General features: G+C 68.2%; 17 protein-coding genes. 6 read left to right on the top strand and 11 right to left on the bottom strand.

What is annotated here, in order from left to right; genetic code table 11:
* Nucleotides 1-20 precede the first annotated feature (20 nt).
* A complete protein-coding gene (locus tag JJL56_RS01295; RefSeq protein WP_200483886.1) occupies nucleotides 21-590 on the bottom strand; it encodes a hypothetical protein in 570 nt (189 codons plus the stop codon).
* 168 nt (nucleotides 591-758) lie between these two features.
* Here JJL56_RS01295 and JJL56_RS01290 point away from each other — a divergent pair, with 168 nt between their 5' ends.
* On the top strand, nucleotides 759-3,077 hold the full coding sequence (locus JJL56_RS01290; RefSeq protein WP_200483885.1) for an MHYT domain-containing protein: 2,319 nt from the start codon (nucleotides 759-761) through the stop codon (nucleotides 3,075-3,077).
* Between the two features lie 128 nt (nucleotides 3,078-3,205).
* Nucleotides 3,206-3,328: a hypothetical protein gene (locus tag JJL56_RS33600; protein ID WP_282186539.1), complete on the top strand. Its 123-nt coding sequence runs from the start codon at nucleotides 3,206-3,208 to the stop codon at nucleotides 3,326-3,328.
* A 3-nt stretch (nucleotides 3,329-3,331) separates the two neighbouring features.
* Here the strand turns inward: JJL56_RS33600 and pdxA are convergent, their stop codons facing one another.
* From pdxA to lptG, 3 genes are all read right to left on the bottom strand, one after another.
* Nucleotides 3,332-4,357: a 4-hydroxythreonine-4-phosphate dehydrogenase PdxA gene (gene pdxA, locus JJL56_RS01285; protein ID WP_200483884.1), complete on the bottom strand. Its 1,026-nt coding sequence runs from the start codon at nucleotides 4,355-4,357 to the stop codon at nucleotides 3,332-3,334.
* Nucleotides 4,357-5,802 (bottom strand): peptidylprolyl isomerase, encoded by a 1,446-nt coding sequence (locus tag JJL56_RS01280; RefSeq protein WP_145623859.1) that lies wholly within the window; start codon nucleotides 5,800-5,802, stop codon nucleotides 4,357-4,359. Before JJL56_RS01280 ends, pdxA begins: the two co-directional genes overlap by 1 nt.
* 139 nt (nucleotides 5,803-5,941) lie before the next feature.
* A complete protein-coding gene (gene lptG, locus JJL56_RS01275) occupies nucleotides 5,942-7,036 on the bottom strand; it encodes an LPS export ABC transporter permease LptG (RefSeq protein ID WP_145623862.1) in 1,095 nt (364 codons plus the stop codon).
* Between the two features lie 225 nt (nucleotides 7,037-7,261).
* Between lptG and JJL56_RS01270 the strand changes: the two genes are divergently transcribed.
* From JJL56_RS01270 to JJL56_RS01260, 3 genes are all read left to right on the top strand, one after another.
* Nucleotides 7,262-8,764: a leucyl aminopeptidase gene (locus JJL56_RS01270; protein ID WP_200483883.1), complete on the top strand. Its 1,503-nt coding sequence runs from the start codon at nucleotides 7,262-7,264 to the stop codon at nucleotides 8,762-8,764.
* A gap of 142 nt (nucleotides 8,765-8,906) precedes the next feature.
* The gene (locus JJL56_RS01265; protein WP_145623866.1) at nucleotides 8,907-9,356 is read left to right on the top strand and encodes a DNA polymerase III subunit chi; all 450 of its coding nucleotides are present in this window, start codon (nucleotides 8,907-8,909) and stop codon (nucleotides 9,354-9,356) included.
* Nucleotides 9,357-9,557: 201 nt separating this feature from the next.
* Complete coding sequence (locus JJL56_RS01260; protein ID WP_200483882.1) at nucleotides 9,558-10,805, top strand: ATP-binding response regulator; 1,248 nt, start codon at nucleotides 9,558-9,560, stop codon at nucleotides 10,803-10,805.
* A 23-nt stretch (nucleotides 10,806-10,828) separates the two neighbouring features.
* Here JJL56_RS01260 and JJL56_RS01255 read toward each other — a convergent pair whose 3' ends face one another.
* The 5 genes from JJL56_RS01255 to JJL56_RS01235 form a co-directional block, all read right to left on the bottom strand.
* Nucleotides 10,829-11,113 carry a hypothetical protein gene (locus JJL56_RS01255; RefSeq protein ID WP_200483881.1) on the bottom strand — a complete coding sequence of 95 codons (285 nt, stop codon included), beginning with the start codon at nucleotides 11,111-11,113 and terminating at the stop codon, nucleotides 10,829-10,831.
* 239 nt (nucleotides 11,114-11,352) lie between these two features.
* On the bottom strand, nucleotides 11,353-12,468 hold the full coding sequence (gene spbR, locus JJL56_RS01250) for a SpbR family protein (RefSeq protein ID WP_145623871.1): 1,116 nt from the start codon (nucleotides 12,466-12,468) through the stop codon (nucleotides 11,353-11,355).
* 148 nt (nucleotides 12,469-12,616) lie between these two features.
* Nucleotides 12,617-12,895, bottom strand: coding sequence for a neuropeptide-like protein 29 (locus JJL56_RS01245; protein ID WP_200483880.1), 279 nt, complete (start codon nucleotides 12,893-12,895; stop codon nucleotides 12,617-12,619).
* Nucleotides 12,896-12,995: 100 nt separating this feature from the next.
* Entirely contained in the window at nucleotides 12,996-15,134 is a 2,139-nt protein-coding gene (gene uvrB / locus JJL56_RS01240; protein ID WP_200483879.1) for an excinuclease ABC subunit UvrB, read from the bottom strand.
* Between the two features lie 150 nt (nucleotides 15,135-15,284).
* A complete protein-coding gene (locus tag JJL56_RS01235) occupies nucleotides 15,285-16,157 on the bottom strand; it encodes a branched-chain amino acid aminotransferase (RefSeq protein WP_200483878.1) in 873 nt (290 codons plus the stop codon).
* Between the two features lie 140 nt (nucleotides 16,158-16,297).
* Here JJL56_RS01235 and JJL56_RS01230 point away from each other — a divergent pair, with 140 nt between their 5' ends.
* Nucleotides 16,298-16,810, top strand: a complete 513-nt coding sequence (locus tag JJL56_RS01230) for a MarR family winged helix-turn-helix transcriptional regulator (RefSeq protein WP_145623881.1) — start codon at nucleotides 16,298-16,300, stop codon at nucleotides 16,808-16,810.
* A gap of 86 nt (nucleotides 16,811-16,896) precedes the next feature.
* Here the strand turns inward: JJL56_RS01230 and JJL56_RS01225 are convergent, their stop codons facing one another.
* Both JJL56_RS01225 and JJL56_RS01220 read right to left on the bottom strand, forming a co-directional pair.
* Nucleotides 16,897-17,154, bottom strand: coding sequence for a hypothetical protein (locus JJL56_RS01225; RefSeq protein WP_200483877.1), 258 nt, complete (start codon nucleotides 17,152-17,154; stop codon nucleotides 16,897-16,899).
* Nucleotides 17,155-17,307: 153 nt separating this feature from the next.
* Entirely contained in the window at nucleotides 17,308-17,514 is a 207-nt protein-coding gene (locus JJL56_RS01220) for a cold-shock protein (RefSeq protein WP_014197503.1), read from the bottom strand.
* Nucleotides 17,515-17,741 lie beyond the last annotated feature (227 nt).

Here is a 17,741-nt window from a genome sequence, read left to right as displayed (position 1 = left end):
GCGGCAAGCGCAGGACAGGGTTACCCCTTTTTCAACACGGCGCGCAGGTGGCTTCGCAAGGACCGCGCCCAGCCGCGAATCACCGCCAGAGCCGGGCGAATCGCCGCGCGCACCCGCCCCACCACCCGCCCCACCACCCGCTTGGCGGCCTGCCAGGGCGGCAGGGCGGTCAGCCAGGCCAGCCAGCGCACCACCCGGACGTAGCACCAGGCGAAGGCCGGAATGGTCAACAGCTTGTCCTTGCCGATGTGGAACAGCCACTCCACCAGCGTGACCTTGACCAGTTCCACGCCACCGAGCAGCAGCGCACCCTGGAGCGCATGCCCGGTCCCCATCAGGTACAGGCCAACCGGCTTCAGCGGCTCCAGAATCACCAGCGGGATCACGAACAGCGCCAGCGTCGGATAGGGGCCGAGCCGGCGGATGCGCGCGGCCAGCCGTTCGGCGAAGCGTTGCCGCCCGATCCAGGCGGCCAACGGGCGGACCGCCTCCAGCGCCACCGCATCGATCAGGAAATAGACCAGCGCCGCAACGGTCAACAAGGGGCGCAGCACGAAGCGGCGCAGTGGCGCGCCCAGCCTCCGACCCAAGCTCCGATCCAAAGTTCGAGAGGAGGAACTTCCGTTCGAGGTAGCCATTAGGTCTTTCGTCAGGCGTACAGGGGCGTTTCGCCGGCTTGGGTTCGCTGCGGCTTTCCACTATCTAACGTTTCTGCCATTGCGCGTCCGTCCTCTCGTCCACTCTCGGTGCGCCCCATCGTGCTCGGCCATTACGATCCTTACCTCGTTGCGCTGTCCGTTGTCGTCGCCTCTTTCGGCGGCTATGTGGCTCTGGACCTCGCCTCCCACGCGCGGGAGGCCGGGCGGGGGCGGAACGGCTGGCTGGGCGCCGCGGCGCTCGCCCTGGGGGCGGGAATCTGGTCGATGCACTTCATCGGCATGATGGCGATGCGCATGCCCGTGCCGGTGTCCTACGACATCCTGCTGACCGCATTGTCCTTTCTCCTGGCGGTCGGGGTGTCCGGGACCGGACTGTTCGCCGTCGCGCATGGCGGGGGCGGACGGGCGACCCTGGCGGCCGCGGGTCTGCTGACCGGCTTCGGGATCGTCGCCATGCATTACGTCGGCATGGCCGGCATGCGGCTGCCGGTGCCGCTGATCTACGACACGCTTCTGGTCGCCGCGTCGGTGCTCATCGCCGTCGCCGCCTCCACCGCCGCGCTCTGGCTCGCTTTCCGCACGGCCAGCCCGATGCAACGCCTGTCCGGCGCGCTTGTGCTCGGCGCCGCGGTGGTCAGCATGCATTACGTCGGCATGGCCGCCGCCAGCGCTGTCGAGAACGCCGCTGGGAACGCCATTGGGCACGCCGCCCATCTGGACGCCGTCCCGACCGGGGATGACCTCGGCCTCGTGCTGTCCACGCCGTCTCTCGCCGTGGGAACCGGGATCGGGACGCTGCTGATCCTCTCGCTGGGGCTGCTCTCCGTCCTGATCGACCGCCGCCGTTCGGCGGAGCGCGCGGCGGGGCAGGAGGCGCGTTACCGCTCCGTCGTCGACACCGCCGTGGACCCCATCGTGGTGATCGACGAGACGGGCACCATCCAGTCCTTCAACCGGGCGGCCGAGACGACCTTCGGCTACGGCGCGGCGGAGGCCATCGGCGCGAACGTCCGCATCCTGATGGCCGAGCCGCACCGCTCCGCCCACGATGGCTACATGGCCCATTTCCGCGAGACCGGCGAGCGGCGGATCATCGGCATCGGGCGCGAGGTGGAGGGCCGGCGCAAGGATGGCTCCCTCTTCCCGCTGGAGTTGTCGGTGGCCGAATGGCACGACGGGCGGCAGCGCCTGTTCACCGGCATCATGCGCGACATCACCGCCCGCAAGGCGGCGGAGGACGCGCTGCACCGCGCCAAGGCGGAGGCGGAACGCGCCCGCGAGGAGGCTCTCGCCGCCCGCGACAAGGCCGAGCGCGCGGACATGGCGAAGACCAAGTTCCTCGCCGCGGCCAGCCACGACCTGCGCCAGCCCGTGCAGTCGCTGTTCTTCTTCGCCCACGCCCTGTCCGACCGGCTCGACGGCCATCCCGCCTCCCCCCTTCTGGCCAGCATGAGCGAGTCGCTGAACGGCCTGCGCACGCTGCTGGACAGCCTGCTGGACGTGTCGCGGCTCGACGCCGGCGTGGTCACCCCCGCGGTGACGGAGTTCGCGCTGGGGCCCCTGTTGCAGCGTTTGGCCGAGGAATACCGGGGCCGCGCGGAGGAGGTGGGAATCGCGTTGCGCCACGTCCCCACCGACGCCTGGACGCGCAGCGACCCGGCGCTGGTCGAGCGCATCCTGCGCAATCTCGTCGAGAACGCCATCCGCTACACGGAGAGCGGGCGGATTCTGATCGGCTGCCGCCGCACCGGCAACGGCCTGCGGGTGGAGGTTCTCGACACCGGCATCGGCATCCCCGAGAGCAAGCGCGACGAGGTGTTCGTGGAATTCACCCAGCTCGCCAACCCCGAGCGCGACCGTCGCAAGGGGCTGGGGCTGGGGCTCGCCATCGTGAGGCGGCTGGCCGGTCTGCTCGGCCACGAGGTGACCCTGCGCTCCCGTCCGGGACGGGGCAGTGCCTTCGGCCTGACCGTACCGTCGGTCGCGCCACGCCAAGTGATGAAGACCTGCCGCCCGGCCGCCCAGTCCGGCGCCCAGCCCGCCGCCAACGGCAGCAAGGGGCTGGTCGTGGTGGTGGAGGACGACGCCATCATCCTGCTCTCCATGCGGACCATGCTGGAGGAGTGGGGGTACGAGGTGGTGGCCGCCGTCTCAGCCGACGAGGCGGTGGGCACCCTGACCAGCCTCGGCCAGCGCCCCGACATGATCGTCGCCGACTACCGCCTGCGCGAGGGGCGAACGGGGCTTCAGGCCATCCGCGACATTTATGGGGTGTGCGGGGTGCGGGTACCCGCGCTGGTGCTGACCGGCGACACCGACCCCGCCCGCATCGCCGAGGTCCAGCAGAGCGGCCACCGCCTCCTGCACAAGCCGGTGGCGCCGGAGGTGCTGCGCAACGCGCTGACCTCCGCGGCGTAGGCGCCCCTGCCGACGCCCGCTCCCGGCCGAGTCCCGAGTGTGGTTGAAAGCGCGCTCCGCCCCGCTTATGGTCTTGGAAAAAGGCGCGTTTGCGCCAAAATCAGAATCAGGCTCCAGGAGCGCCCCCCATGAAAGCCATGCTGCTCGGCTTCGCCGCCGCCATCATCATCGCCGTCGGCGCGTCGGTCGCGCTGTCCTCCATCGACCACAGCTCGGCCAGCCGCTTCTCCAGCAGCTCGGTCCGCCTCTGAAGCCTACGCGCGGCGGCGGGCGGCCATGGCCTCCGCCGTCGTCAGGGCGGCGATCAGGCTCGACGCGCCGGCCTTGCCCGTGCCGGCTATGTCCAGCGCCGTCCCATGGTCCGGCGAGGTGCGGACGAAGGGCAGCCCCAGCGTGATGTTGACACCCGTGTCGAAATCGATGGTCTTCAGCGGGATCAGCGCCTGATCGTGGTACATGCACAGCGCCGCGTCGTAGCCGCGCCGCGCCGCCGCGTGGAACAGCGTGTCGGCGGGCTTCGGCCCCACCGCGTCGATGCCCTCCGCCCGCAGGTCGGCGACCGCCGGGGCGATGACGTCGATCTCCTCGCGCCCCATGGCGCCACCCTCCCCCGCGTGGGGGTTCAGGGCGGCGACGGCCAGCCGGGGCCGGGCGATGCCGAAGTCGCGGGCCAGCGCCGCCGCGGTGACGCGCCCAGCGTGGAGGATCGCCTCCCGCGTCACGAGCGGCACGGCGTCGCGAACGGAGACATGGATGGTCACCGGCACGACACGCAAATCCTGCGCGGCCAGCATCATCACCGGCTCGCCCGTCAAACCAGCGGTCAGACCGGCCAGATGGGCGAGATATTCCGTGTGTCCGGGATGGCGGAAGCCGGCGGCGTAGAGCGCCGATTTCTGGATCGGGTTGGTGACGACCGCCGACGCCTCCCCCCGGCGGACCAGATCGACCGCCCGGTCGATGCTGGCGATCACCGCCGCCCCGTTGGCCGGGTCGGGCCGGCCCGGCGTGACCGGCGCCACCAGCGGCTGGGGCAGCACCGGCAAGGCCGCGCCGAACAGCGCAGCACCCTCGGCCATGCTGCCCACCGCCTTCACCGGAACCGGCAGGCCGAGCCGGGCGGCGAGCGCCTCCAGGCGGGCGGGATCGTCCAGAAGGACGAAGGGCGGCACCGCGCCGTCCGCGCGGGCCGCCCAGGCCTTGAGTGCGATCTCCCCGCCGATCCCCGCCGGCTCGCCCATGGTCAGGACGAGCGGCGGCCGGACGCCGGATTCGGTCATCAGTTGCGGATCTCCACGAAGGCGGTGCGGCGCAGGTCGCGCAGGTAGCGGCGGGCCAGCAGGTCGGCGCGCTCATTGATCAGGTCGCGCTCGATCTCCTCGCGCGGCGGCATCTTGATGTCCTTGGGATCGATCGGCGGCGGGGCCGGGGCGGCCACCGGCTGCGGCTCGGGCTCCGGCGGCGGCTCGATCATCGGCACGTCGCGCTTGCAGACGATCAGGATGACGGCGCCGCCCGGGCTCATCAGCACCGGGCTGGGCTGTCCGAGCGGGATGCCGACGGCGAGCTGCTGGAGGCCCGGTGCGAGGTCCTTGACCCGCAGCGTGCCCATGTCGCCCGACTCCGGAATGCCCATCGCCCGCGCCTTCTCGTCGAAGTCCGTGCAGCTCTTGATCGACTTGCGCAGCTTCTCCGCCTGGGCCTGGACGGCCTTCAGCTCCTCCTTCGAGGGGGCCGGGATGACGATCTGCTTCATGTTGACCTTGGCCTTGGCCAGATCGGGCTTCGGCTGGGGCCGCGGGCGCGGCGGCGGAGCCGGCGGCGGGGCGGTGGAGGCGGTGCTGCCGAAGGGACGCTGGTCGCGCACCAGCAGGACGTGATAGCCGGTCGCCGTGCGGACCGGCGACGACAGCTGGCCGGCGCGCATGGTGGACAGGGTCTTGTCCAGCTCCGCGTTCAGCTCGCCCGTGCGGACCCAGCCCATGTCGCCGCCCGCGGCGGCGCCGGCGGACTGCGAGAACTGGCGGGCCAGCGCCGCGAAGTTGCCGCCGCGGCGCACCTCCTCGACCAGCCGCTCGGCGTTGCGCCGCACCTCCTCGTCCTGGTCCGGGCTGTCCACGGCCAGGAAGATCTCGGCCACCAGATACTCCGGCTTGCCGATGTTGGCCTTGATGCGCTGCATCACGGCGTCGATCTCCTCGTCGCCGACCACCACCTCCTGCCGGATGCGGCGCTGCATCACCCGCTGCCAGGACAGCAGCGCCCGGACCTGCTCGCGCAGGGTGGAAAGCGGAACGTTCTGGGTCTTCAGCAGGGCTTCGAGCTGCGGGCGACCCATCCGGTTCTGCTCGGCGATGCGCCCGATGGCCTCGTCGATCTCCTTCGACGGGACCGAGACGCCGAGCCGCTTGGCCTCCTGGAGCTGGAGCCGCTCATCGATCAGCTGGCGGAGCACCTGCGGGGTCAGGCGCTGGCGCGTCTCCGCGCTGTCCTGGGCACCGGCGTTCAGCAGAGCGAGGCGGATTCGCGCGTGCACGTCGGACAGCGAGATGACCTCGTCGTTCACGACGGCGGCGATGCGTTCCGCGGGGCCTTGCGTTCCCGCAGCAGGGCTGTTTGGAGCGTTGGGAGCCCGCGTCTGGGCCGCGGCGGGCGCGCCGGCGGCAAGAAGGGCGCAGGCGGTCGCCACGGCGAAGGCAGACCGGACGGCTCGCAAACTCTGCATGGTGCTCCAGACTCCAGAGGTGGTTGCCGTTTAATACGGCCCCCCTGGGCGCGTGTAAACGGAATCGTGGGCCGCATCCTGGAACGGAATTGTGTCCAAAGACCGGGCGGCCGGTGTCAGCCTTGCTCCAGATCCGGCGTCAGCCGTCCTCCAGATGCAGCAGCACCGCGGTGCCCAGCAGCACGCTGACGCAGGCCGGGCTCCACGCCGCCATGGCCAGCGGGATGGTTTCGGAGATGCCGAAGGTGCGGATCACGTCGGTCATCACGAACAGCACGAAGCCGGTCAGAACGCCGCCGGACACCATGGTCATGGTGCCGCCGCGCCGCGGCAGCCGCAGCGAGAAGGCCGCGGCGAACAGCACCATCGCCACATAGAGCAGGGGCTGCGACAGCAGCGACTGGTAATGCAGCCGGTGACGGATCGCCGGGAAGCCGGTGGCCTCCAGCGTGCGGATGAATTGCGGCAGGTCCCAGAAGGAGATCGTCTCCGGCGAAGCGAAGCTCTCCTCGATGGTGGTCCGGTTCAGCTCCGTCGGAATGACGTAGGTCGGAACCGTCTCCGATTCCTTCTTGCCGAGGTTGATCGTGGCGTCCTGCAATTCCCACTTCCGGTCGCGCAGCACGGCGCGCGGCGCGTCCACCCGGCCGATGTAGGTCATGTCGGTGTCGAAGCGCAGGACGATCACCTGGCTCATCTCGAAGGACAGCGGGTTCACCCCGTCGGCGTGGATGAAATACTGCTCCCCCGCCTCCTGCTGGCGCAGCCAGAGGCCGCTGCGCGAGACGTCGAAGCTGCTCGACTTCAGTTTCAGATAGCGGTCCTGGAGCTGGTTGTACTTGGCGATGAAGACGGCGCCGACCGGGTTGATCATCGTCACCTTCACCGCGCCGATCATCAGCGCGGCGATCAGCACCGGGGTCAGGAACTGCCACGCCGACACGCCGACCGCGCGGGCCACGACCAGCTCCGCGCTGCGCGTCAGCCGCCAGAAGGTGAACATGCCGCTGAACAGGATCACGAAGGGGAAGATCTGCTGGCCGATCTCCGGCAGCTTCAGCAGGGCCATGCGGAGGACCAGCCAGAAGGTGATGTCCGGCTTGGTCCCGGCGCGCCGCAGCAGCTCCACGACGTCGAGCAGGAGGATGATCGACAGCAGGATGCCGAGCAGCAGCAGAAACCAGGTGACGAACTGGCGCCCGATGTAGCGCGACAGCGTGGCGGATGAATACATGGGCTCCGGCCTCCCCGGCCGATCGACGGGCGGTACGCGGCGCGCCGGGGGCTTCCACCACGGCGTGCCGGGGCTATGTACTGCGGACGGGCGCGGGAAACAACCGGTCCGCGCCTTGACAGGGCGCACGGGAAGGTCTTTATCCCAGGGTGGTTGCAGATCGATCCCACCGCCCCGGCGCCCGCGCGCCGGCCGTCCCAGCCGAGAGGAGCCCGAGAGGAGCCGATGAAGTTCGCCTTTGCGAAGCCCGCGCTGCCCAAGTCCGGCACCGTCGCCGTCACCGTCGCCACCGATCGCGCGCTCGGCGCCGCGGGGCGGGATCTCGACCAGAAGACGGGCGGCACGCTGTCCCGCGCCATGAAGGCCAGCCGCTTCACCGGCAAGAAGGAGGAGACGCTGACGATCCTCGCCCCCGCCGGGGTGGAGTTCGACCGCGTCCTGCTGGTCGGCATCGGCAAGGGCGAGGACCTGTCCGACGCCGCCCTCCAGGCCGCCGGCGGCGCCATCGTCGCCGCCCTGGACAAGTCCGGCGAGACGGAGGTCTCCGTCCTGCTCGACCTGCCGGACGGCGGCACCGTGGCGCCCGACGCCGCCGCCGCGGAACTGGCCTTCGGCGCGCAGCTCCGCTCCTACCGCTTCGACAAGTACCGGACGACCGAGAAGAAGGAGGCCAAGCCCTCCCTCAAGAAGATCATCGTCCTGACCGCGGAGCCGGACGCCGCCAAGCGCGCCTATGGCCGCCTGGAGCCGCTGGCCGAGTCCGTCGCCTACACCCGCGATCTGGTGTCGGAGCCGGCCAACGTCCTGAATCCGGAAAGCCTCGCCGACCGCTGCAAGGATCTGGCCGACGTCGGCCTGCAGGTCGAGGTGCTGGACCTCAAGAAGCTGAGGAAGCTCGGCATGGGCGCGCTGATCGGCGTCGCCCAGGGCAGCGCCTTCGAGCCGCGCGTCGTCGTGATGCGCTGGGACGGCGCCCCCGACGCCGAGGACCGCCGCCCGCTCGCCTTCATCGGCAAGGGCGTGACCTTCGACACCGGCGGCATCTCCATCAAGCCCGCCGCCGGGATGGAGGACATGAAGTGGGACATGGGCGGCGCCGCGGTGGTCATCGGCACCATGCGCGCGCTGGCGGCCCGCAAGGCGAAGGTCAACGCCGTCGGCATCGTCGGCCTGGTGGAGAACATGCCGTCCGGCACCGCGCAGCGCCCCGGCGACGTGGTGACCTCGCTGTCCGGCCAGACCATCGAGGTGATCAACACCGACGCGGAAGGCCGCCTCGTCCTGGCCGACTGCCTGACCTACGCGCAGGAGACCTTCAAGCCGCGCCTGCTGGTGGACCTCGCCACCCTGACCGGTGCGGTCATCATCGCGCTGGGCCATGAGCACGCCGGCCTGTTCGCCAACGACGACTGGCTGGCCGAGAACCTGCTGGCCGCCGGCCGATCGGTGGGCGAGCCGCTGTGGCGCCTGCCGATGGGCGACGCCTACGACAAGGACATCAACTCCGACATCGCCGACATGAAGAACGTCGGGTCGGGCCGCGGGGCCGGCAGCATCGTCGGCGCGCAGTTCCTGAAGCGCTTCGTCGATGACCTGCCCTGGGCGCACATCGACATCGCCGGCGTTGCCTGGTCGAAGAAGGACACGGCCACCGTGCCGAAGGGCGGCACCGCCTTCGGCGTCCGCCTGCTCGACCGCTTCGTGGCGAGTTATCACGAGGGCAAGTAAGGTTTAGCCCTCTCCCCTCCGGGGAAAGGGTGGCCCGTAGGGCCGGTGAGGGGGTTGCGCGAGGCGATACGTCCGGCAAAAGCACACCCCTCTCACCCTGCCCCTCTCCCCCGAGGGGAGAGGGCAATTTCCACGAGGGGCCATGACCGAGGTCCGTTTTTATCACCTCCAGCGGCGCACGCTCGAACAGGCGTTGCCGAAGATCCTGGAAAAGGTTCTGGAGCGCAACTGGCGTGCCGTCGTCCTGGCCGGCTCGCCGGAGCGGGTGGACGCGCTCAATCAGCATTTGTGGACCTACGACCCCTCCTCCTTCCTGCCGCATGGCGCTTCCCGCGACGGCTTCGCCGCCGAACAGCCGGTCTGGCTGACCGCCGAGGAGGAGAACCCCAACGGGGCGACCGTCCTGGTCCTGGTGGATGGGGTGACCAGCGACGCGATGGGCTCCTTTGACCTCGTCTGTGACCTGTTCGACGGCAATGACGGGGAGGCGGTGCTCGCCGCGCGGGACCGCTGGAAGATCTGCAAGGCCGCCGGACATGCCCTCACCTACTGGCAGCAAAACGACCGCGGCGGTTGGGAAAAACGCGCCTGAAGCCAACAACTGCCGTAGGTTTTAACGAATCCTGCGGGTGATACCGCTAACGCGACAGAATATTGCATTTATTTGTCTCCACCGGTCTTGACGGGCCTCCTGTGCGCAAGGTTAATCTAAAACCCGTAAAATCCCGCGGGGCGGCGCACAGGTGGAGGTCAGCATGCAAAGGCGCGTCCAACGGGCGTTGACGGCACCGTCATGACCCGCAGCGCTCTCGACCCGACCCTGGCGCGGGACGTCAAGGATGCCGCCATCCTGATCGTCGACGACAACACGTCGAACGTCGATCTGGTGCGCGACATCCTGACCCACGAGGGCTACACCGCCGTCCGGGGTGAAACCGACCCCCGCCGGGTTCCCGCCCTCTGCGAGGCGCAGCGCTTCGACCTTCTGCTGATCGACATCCGGATGCCGCACATGAGCGGTTTCGATCTGATGGAGCGCGTCAACGCGCTCTACGGCGACGATTACGTGCCCATCCTGGTGCTGACCGCCCACACCGACCAGGAGACGCGGCGGCGCTCGCTGGAACTGGGGGCCAACGACTTCCTCACCAAGCCCTTCATCGCCTGGGAGTTGCTGCACCGCGTGCGCAGCGTGCTGGAGATCCGCAAGCTCTACCAGCGCGCTGCCGAGCAGAACCGCGGGCTGGAACGCCGCGTGTCGGAGCGCACGGCGGAACTCAGCACCGCCCTGGAGGCGGCACGGCAGGCCGACCGGGCCAAGCTCGACTTCCTGTCGGTGACCAGCCACGAGTTGCGGACACCCCTGAACGCCATTATCGGCTTCGCCGAGGTGCTGTCCAGCGAGGCCCACGGGCCGCTCGGCCACCGCGACTATCTGGATTATGTCCGGCTGATCGAGGAGAGCGGCAAGGCGCTGCTCGGCATGGTCAACAACATCCTGGACTTCACGCGCGGCTCCGGCGGCATCGACCTCGCCGAATCGACCATCGACCTGCCCGGCCTGCTGATCCATTGCATCGATCTTCTCGGCGCCAAGGCGCAGGCCAAGTCGCAGACCATCACGCTTCAGCCCGGACCGCCCGTCACGCTGCGCGCCGACCGGCGCCGCTTGGCGGAGATGATCGTCCATCTGCTGGACAACGCGGTGAAGTTCGGTCACCGGGGCGGGCGGGTCTCGCTGCGGATCGCCCTGCAGGGCGGGATGGTCGCCATCGCCGTCGCCGACGACGGTCCCGGCGTCCCACCGGAGATCGTCGATCACATCTTCAGCCCGTTCATCCAAGGCGAACGCTCGCTCGTGCGTCAGCATGAGGGGATCGGGCTGGGCCTGCCCATCGTCCGCCGCTTCGCCGAATTGCACGGCGGTCGCGTGGAGTTGGACAGCGCGCCGGGGCACGGCACGACGGTGACCATCCTCCTGCCCGCCGCCCGTCTGACGGCCCCGCCCATCGCCGGCCTCAGGGAAGCCCGAGCGTTCTGAAAACACCGGCGACTCCGCATGGGTCATTCGTCGAGGCTGGGTTCTTCCAACGGTCCCACCTCGGCTTCGGCGGGGCTGGCCGGAGCGGTTTCCGGCAGGCCCAGGAACGGGGCGGCCAGCGCGATCAGGACGGGCCGGAAGTTGGGGAGCATGTAGATGCACAGCGCCCCCGCGCCGAGCACGGCCAGCGCCAGGGCGATGGCTTCCCGCTTGCGGTGGGTGGCATCGATGGCCGCCCCGATGGGTGTCTGTACGGCAAGGGCCAGCCGGCCAGACTGGTCATCAGCCCGACCTCCGACTGGCTCCAATGCTTCTGGGTCACCAGAAAGACGTTGAGATAGGGGCCGAACGCCCCACGCACGTCCGCCGGCCGGAAGCGAAGGGTTAGGAACAGCGAACGTCGCAAGATGGCACCATGGAATGGGCCACTTGTGATCAAAGCGCGATCGTCAGATCACCGCAAACACATGAGAAATGAAAAGTTTCTGACGTCGCTCAAAGACGCAACCGAAAACTGCGCAATCGGCAATCTTCGGATTCATCAACGTTATTCCGTCTCCACACGCATGAGATCGCCCAGCTTGTCGAGCAGATAGTCCAGATCCTCGGCCGCCAGATCCTCGTACTGGGTCAGGATGCGCTCGATCACCCGGCGGCGGTGGCGTTCGATGTCGTGCGCCTCACCGTCGTAGGGGGTTTCCTTGAGCACGTCCAAGGCGATCCGGCAGGCGGGCAGCAGGGCCGGCGGTTGCTTGGCCTTGTCATAGATGGATTTCAGGCCCAGCCGCCCGGCGTCGTGGATCAGCAGGCGGGCGTTGGTGAGCGGCACGTTGGCCAGATGGGACAGGGCCGTCTCGAAGAAGGCGCTGTCGCCCATGCACAGCGCCCGCACCAGCAGCGACGGGGTCAACCGGCCGCTGCGCGACAGCTGCGCGACCAGCCGCTCCAGCGCGCCCTCATCATTTTCTCCGGAGAAGAGGGAGACGGTGGCGCGTTCGCGGCTTTGCAGGATCAGGTCGGCGGCGACCTTGGCGGGAAGGTCGTGGTTGGTCACCAGATGCTGCCGGAGCTTTTCCGAGACCACGGCGACCAGCCGCTCGGCGATGGTGATCGGCAGGCGGGCGCGCTGGACCAGCGGTTCCTGCACGGTTTCGCTGTCGGCGAAGCGCTCGATGACCCGGCCGAGCGTGCGCTCGCCGAGATCCGCGCTTTCGTTGGCGACCAGAACCGCCACCGCCCCTTCCGACGCGGTGTCGATCAGCGCGTCGGCGACGCTGGCCGACAAGGCGGGGCGTTGCGCGATGGCGGTGTGCTTGGCGTCGGTTCCGGTCCGCACCAGCTCGACGAGATCGGCGTCGGTCAGCACCGTGGAGACGCTGAGCACGGGGATCGCCACGGCCTCGACGTCGCGGGCCAGCATCAGCGCGACGTCGCGCGGCAGCGCCGGGTTGGCCTTCAAATTCTCGGCCAGCGACTGGCGCACGCGCACCACGGCGTCACGCGCCATGAAGCGGATGATGTCCTCGGCAAGCCGTCGCTCACTGTCCGTCAAGGTGGTCGCGGAGAATTGCCTGGCAACCTTGACCGCCAGTTCGGAGCGGCTGTTCGGCGACGGGTCCGACAGCAGCCGGGACACATCATCCTTGGTGAGTTGGTCGCTCATGGGTCCCTGACCCTTTCCTGCCCTGCGTCACCCCCGCGCCTCGGATTCGTGCATCAGCGGGAGCGAATGTATTCAGGTCATGATCGGACCAAAGCATTGAGCCTTTGTTAACGACGATTTCCGGGAGCGGGCCGGTCCCGGCCGCTTCCTACCAGCCGCCGTGACGGAGTCCGCCGTGCCGTTGATGGTGACGGGGGCCGCCATGATGACCGCCGCGATGGCCGCCATAGTAGCCGCCGTAGTAGGGGCGGCCATACACCACGGGCGGCGGCCCGTAATGGCGGTACAGCGGGCGCTCGTAATAGCCGTACCCATAGGAACGGTGTCCATAGCCGTAGACGGGTGCGGGTGTCCCGGCGGCGACGTAGCAGCCGGACAGGAGAAGGGCGGCGAAGGACAGAAGGGACAGCGAGCGGAGCGTCGTCATTGGCGTTCCTGTGCCAGGGGTCGCGGCCCGGCGGGCGGGCCGTGCTGACAGGATGAACGCCTGCGATGGAGATATTATTCCGGAGGTGGCGCCGTCCCGGTCAGCGCCGTCCCCGGCGTCCCTGCTTCTTCGGAGCGCCCTCGGGAATGCCGCGGCCCTGCCGGGCGGAGCTGATGCCGATGCTGCCCGGCTGCTCCAGCCCGAGGTCCATCGCTTCCAGCCGGCGGAGTTCGTCGCGCAGGCGGGCGGCCTCCTCGAACTCCAGGTCGGCGGCGGCGGCCTTCATGCGCTTCTCCATGTCGGCCATCACGGACTTCAGGTTGTGGCCGACCAGTTCCGACGCGTTCAGGCCAGTCTTCACGGTGACGTGATCGCCGCGCTCGTACACGCTCTCCAGGATGTCGCCGATCGCCTTCTTCACGGATTCTGGCGTGATGCCGTGCTCCAGATTGTACGCCCGTTGTCTCTCGCGGCGGCGCGCCGTCTCGTCGATGGCGTACTGCATGCTGCCGGTGATCTTGTCGGCGTAGAGGATCGCCCGCCCCTCGATGTTGCGGGCGGCGCGGCCGATGGTCTGGATCAGGGAGGTCTTGGAACGCAGATAGCCCTCCTTGTCGGCGTCCAGGATGGCGACCAGCGAGCATTCCGGGATGTCCAGCCCCTCGCGCAGCAGGTTGATGCCGACCAGCACGTCGTAGGCGCCGAGCCGCAGGTCGCGGATGATCTCGATGCGCTCCAGCGTCTCCACGTCGGAGTGGATGTAGCGCACGCGCAGCCCCGCCTCGTGCATGTATTCGGTCAGCGCCTCCGCCATCTTCTTGGTGAGCGTGGTGACCAGCACGCGGTTGCCCTTCGCGACCACCTCCTTGCACTCGTGGATCAGGTCGTCCACCTGCGTCTCGGTGGGACGGATGATCACCTCCGGGTCGATCAGGCCGGTTGGGCGGACCACCTGCTCGGCGAAGACGCCGCCGGTGCGCTCCATCTCCCAGGGGCCGGGGGTGGCCGAGACGAAGACCGTCTGCGGGCGCATGCCCTCCCACTCCTCGAACTTCAGCGGGCGGTTGTCCATGGCGCTGGGCAGGCGGAAGCCGTATTCGGACAGCGTCTCCTTGCGCATCCGGTCGCCGCGGTACATGCCGCCGATCTGCGGCACCATGACGTGGCTTTCGTCCACGATCAGCAGCGCGTCGCCCGGCAAATACTCGAACAGCGTCGGCGGCGGCTCGCCCGCCGCGCGGCCCGTCAGGTAGCGGGAATAGTTCTCGATGCCGGCGCAGGCGCCGGTGGCCGCCATCATCTCGATGTCGAAGGTCGTGCGCTGCTCCAGCCGCTGCGCCTCCAGCAGCTTGCCCTGGGCGTTGAACTCCTCCAGCCGGAGCTTCAGCTCGCGCTTGATCTGCTCGATGGCTTGGTTGAGCGTCGGCTTGGGCGTCACATAGTGGCTGTTGGGATAGATGCGCACGGCTTCCAGCGAGGCGATCTTCTCGCCGGTCAGCGGGTCGATCTCATGGATGCCCTCGATCTCGTCGCCGAACAGGGAGATGCGCCACGCGCGGTCCTCCATATGGGCGGGGAACAGTTCCACCGTGTCGCCGCGCACCCGGAACAGGCCGCGCCCGAAGGCCGCGTCGTTGCGCTTGTACTGAAGCTCGGTCAGCTTGCGCAGCAGGTCGGGCTGGGCGACCACCTGGCCCTTGCGCAGATCGACGGTCATCTCCGAATAGGTTTCGACCGAGCCGATGCCGTAGATGCAGGAGACCGACGCCACGATGATGACGTCGTCCCGCTCCAGCAGCGCCCGCGTCGCCGAGTGGCGCATCCGGTCGATCTGCTCGTTGATCGAGGACTCCTTCTCGATGAAGGTATCGGTGCGCGGCACGTAGGCTTCCGGCTGATAGTAATCGTAGTAGGAGACGAAGTATTCCACGGCGTTGTTCGGGAAGAAGGACTTCATCTCGCCATAGAGCTGCGCCGCCAGCGTCTTGTTCGGGGCGAGGACCAGGGTGGGGCGCTGGACGTGCTGGATGACGTGCGCCATGGTGAAGGTCTTGCCGGAGCCCGTGACGCCGAGCAGCACTTGATCCTTCTCGCCGGCGCGCAGCCCCTCGGTCAACTCCCCGATGGCGCGCGGCTGGTCGCCGGAGGGCTTGAACTCCGACACCAGTTCGAACTTCTTGCCCGCCTCCAGCTTGGGCAGGGACTTCTGCGGGAGGGCGGTCAGGACGGGATGGGACATGCGGGTGCGCTCGCGCCAGGGGTACGGAACGGGAACCGAGTATATGGCCCACCCCACCCCCGCTGTCGAGCGTGGGCTTGTCCGGAGGTAAATCCCTCCCCGGCCCCAACAGGTTGGGAAAATGGCCGGGGAGGAGAAGAAGCAAGTCCCTTACCCGCGCACCAGCGCGTCGTAATCCTTCACCAGCGTCTCGCAGACGCGGCCCGGCGTGAAGCGGTAGTCGCCGATCTGGCCGACCGGGGTCACCTCCGCGGCGGTGCCGGTCAGGAAGACCTCCTGGGTGTTCGCCAGTTCGTCGGGCTGGATGTGGCGCTCGATCACCTCGATGCCGCGGGCCTTGGCAAGGTCGATCACCGTGCGGCGGGTGATGCCGTCCAGGAAGCAGTCGGGCTTCGGCGTGTGGATCTTGCCGTCCATCACCAGGAACAGGTTCGCCCCGGTCGCCTCGGCCAGATAGCCGCGGTAGTCGAGCATCAGCGCGTCCTGGTAGCCCTCGGCCTCCGCCGCGTGCTTGGACAGCGTGCAGATCATGTAGAGGCCCGCCGCCTTCGACGCGGTCGGGGCGGTGTCCGGGGCCGGGCGGCGCCACGGCGCCCAGGTCAGCTTGATTCCGGCCATCTTCGCCTCGGGGCTGAAGTAGCTCGGCCACTGCCAGACGGCGATGGCGACGTGGATGCGGCTGGCCTGCGCCGCCACGCCCATCATCTCGCTGCCGCGCCACGCCACCGGGCGGACATAGGCGTCGGTGAAGCCCATCGCCTTCACCGTCTCGTTCGTCGCGGCGTCGATCTCCGCCACCGAATAAGGCAGTTCGAAGCCCAGGATGCGGGCCGAGGCGGCCAGACGCTCGCTGTGTTCGGTCAGCTTGAACACCGTGCCGTTGTAGACGCGCTCGCCTTCGAACACGCAGCTCGCGTAGTGCAGGCCGTGCGACAGGACGTGCAGGTTCGCGTCGCGCCACGGCACCAGCGCGCCGTCGTACCAGATCACGCCGTCGCGGTCGTCGAAGGGAAGGATGGACATGGCGGCTCCCACCTTGGTCTTTGGCCCGTTGCTCGGGACTTGGAATGGAATTGTCGAAAGCCGCGCTTGTCTCGCGGCCTTTGTTCGTTTATGTCTGGCTTATTGACCCATTTGTAACGAATCGCACCGATCACGTCAACATGGCTGACATAAAAGCGGGCGTGAACCAGCTTTTCCTGCGCGAAGAGGAACTTCGCACGGGCATGGAGCTGCTGTTCTACGCCTATCGGGAATTCACCGCGGAGCCGGACGAGATCCTGGCGCAGATCGGCTTCGGCCGGGCGCACCACCGCGTCATCTATTTCGTCGGGCGCTATCCGAAGATCACCGTGTCGGAGCTTCTGGCGATCCTGAAGATCACCAAGCAGAGCCTGTCGCGCGTGCTGGGGGAGCTGGTCCGGCAGGAATTCATCCAGCAGCAGACGGGCGTGCGGGACCGGCGGCAACGTCTGCTGGAACTGACGGAAAAGGGCGTGGAGCTGGAACGCCAGCTGTCCGAAACGCAGCGGCAGCGGATCGCCCGCGCCTACCGCATGGCCGGGGCGGAGGCCGTCGAGGGCTTCCGCAAGGTGATGCTGGGCATGATGGATGAAGAGGACCGGGTGAAGTTCACGCCCCCCGTGCCGGCCCGGCTCGCCGCCGTGAAGCGGTAGGAACCGGGCCGAAAGCCAGTCGGGTCAATCTCCGGCCATGTCAATCCCGGGCAAGCCAATCCCGGCCAAGTCAACGTCCAGTCGACTCAATCCTTGGCCGGGGTTGGGGCCGGCTCCGCAGCGGCGGGGGGAGCCGCGTCCGCCGGCGGAGTGCCGGCGGCACCCTCCGCCCCTTCCTTGCCCGCGGCGTTCGCGGCGCCGCGACGACGGAAGGAGGTGCGCTTGTAAACCACGCTGTCCGAAGACCCCGGCGGGCACTGAACGATTTTACCCCCCTTCGCAAGAAACTCGCGGGTCATGGAGTCGAGATCATTCCGATCCGCGCTGCGGTTATCGGATGCCATGCATGCCTCCTGTGATCGTCATCGTGCCCCATGGCACCATCCGGGCGGTCCCGATGGTCCTTGGAGCATGCGTTTCTTTTGTGAAGCGGCTGTTACAGGATTGGGGGCAACCGGCCCCTGAATGAGCGGCCCCGAAAAAATCGGGGCTGAAAATTACGCTTCCTTCAGGTTGGCCGCGGCGCTCTTGCCCTTCTTGGGGTCGCGCTGGAGTTCGTACGACAGCTTCTGGCCTTCATGAATGTTGATGCCCGACCGCTCAACGGCGGAGATGTGGACGAACACGTCGGCCGTCCCATCATCCGGCTGGATGAAGCCGTAGCCCTTGGTGGTGTTGAACCATTTCACGGTTCCAGTAGCCATCTGGTAGTTCCTTGAACGAGGTTTCCCATGGCGCTCATGCCACGGGTTCACATCAAATCACCGAGGGGAAGGACCAGACGCAGCGATCTGCAAGCGGACCGTAGACCCAAAGAAATTCGACTCTTCTCACGTGGGGATCGAAAGGCCGGGATGCAACCCGAACCCTCCGGTCAAAGCCCAGACACATGTTTCGACTCGCGACTCTTGCCTCGATCGTCGGTGTCGGC

Origin of the sequence: Azospirillum aestuarii, assembly GCF_016632405.1 — a bacterium.
Classification (GTDB): Bacteria; Pseudomonadota; Alphaproteobacteria; order Azospirillales; family Azospirillaceae; genus Azospirillum; species Azospirillum aestuarii.
The sequence above is the reverse complement of the archived record's forward strand: the minus strand, read 5'-3'. Positions and strand labels throughout refer to the sequence as shown.

Coding starts and splice junctions, on each gene's coding strand:
- pdxA (WP_200483884.1), bottom strand. CDS start 4,357: ATGACCGAATCCGGCGTCCGGCCGCCGCTCGTCCTGACCATGGGCGAG.
- lptG (WP_145623862.1), bottom strand. CDS start 7,036: ATGTATTCATCCGCCACGCTGTCGCGCTACATCGGGCGCCAGTTCGTC.
- uvrB (WP_200483879.1), bottom strand. CDS start 15,134: ATGTCCCATCCCGTCCTGACCGCCCTCCCGCAGAAGTCCCTGCCCAAG.
- JJL56_RS01245 (WP_200483880.1), bottom strand. CDS start 12,895: ATGACGACGCTCCGCTCGCTGTCCCTTCTGTCCTTCGCCGCCCTTCTC.
- JJL56_RS01260 (WP_200483882.1), top strand. CDS start 9,558: ATGACCCGCAGCGCTCTCGACCCGACCCTGGCGCGGGACGTCAAGGAT.
- JJL56_RS01265 (WP_145623866.1), top strand. CDS start 8,907: ATGACCGAGGTCCGTTTTTATCACCTCCAGCGGCGCACGCTCGAACAG.
- JJL56_RS01230 (WP_145623881.1), top strand. CDS start 16,298: ATGGCTGACATAAAAGCGGGCGTGAACCAGCTTTTCCTGCGCGAAGAG.
- spbR (WP_145623871.1), bottom strand. CDS start 12,468: ATGAGCGACCAACTCACCAAGGATGATGTGTCCCGGCTGCTGTCGGAC.
- JJL56_RS01270 (WP_200483883.1), top strand. CDS start 7,262: ATGAAGTTCGCCTTTGCGAAGCCCGCGCTGCCCAAGTCCGGCACCGTC.
- JJL56_RS01220 (WP_014197503.1), bottom strand. CDS start 17,514: ATGGCTACTGGAACCGTGAAATGGTTCAACACCACCAAGGGCTACGGC.
- JJL56_RS01235 (WP_200483878.1), bottom strand. CDS start 16,157: ATGTCCATCCTTCCCTTCGACGACCGCGACGGCGTGATCTGGTACGAC.
- JJL56_RS01280 (WP_145623859.1), bottom strand. CDS start 5,802: ATGCAGAGTTTGCGAGCCGTCCGGTCTGCCTTCGCCGTGGCGACCGCC.
- JJL56_RS01225 (WP_200483877.1), bottom strand. CDS start 17,154: ATGGCATCCGATAACCGCAGCGCGGATCGGAATGATCTCGACTCCATG.
- JJL56_RS33600 (WP_282186539.1), top strand. CDS start 3,206: ATGAAAGCCATGCTGCTCGGCTTCGCCGCCGCCATCATCATCGCCGTC.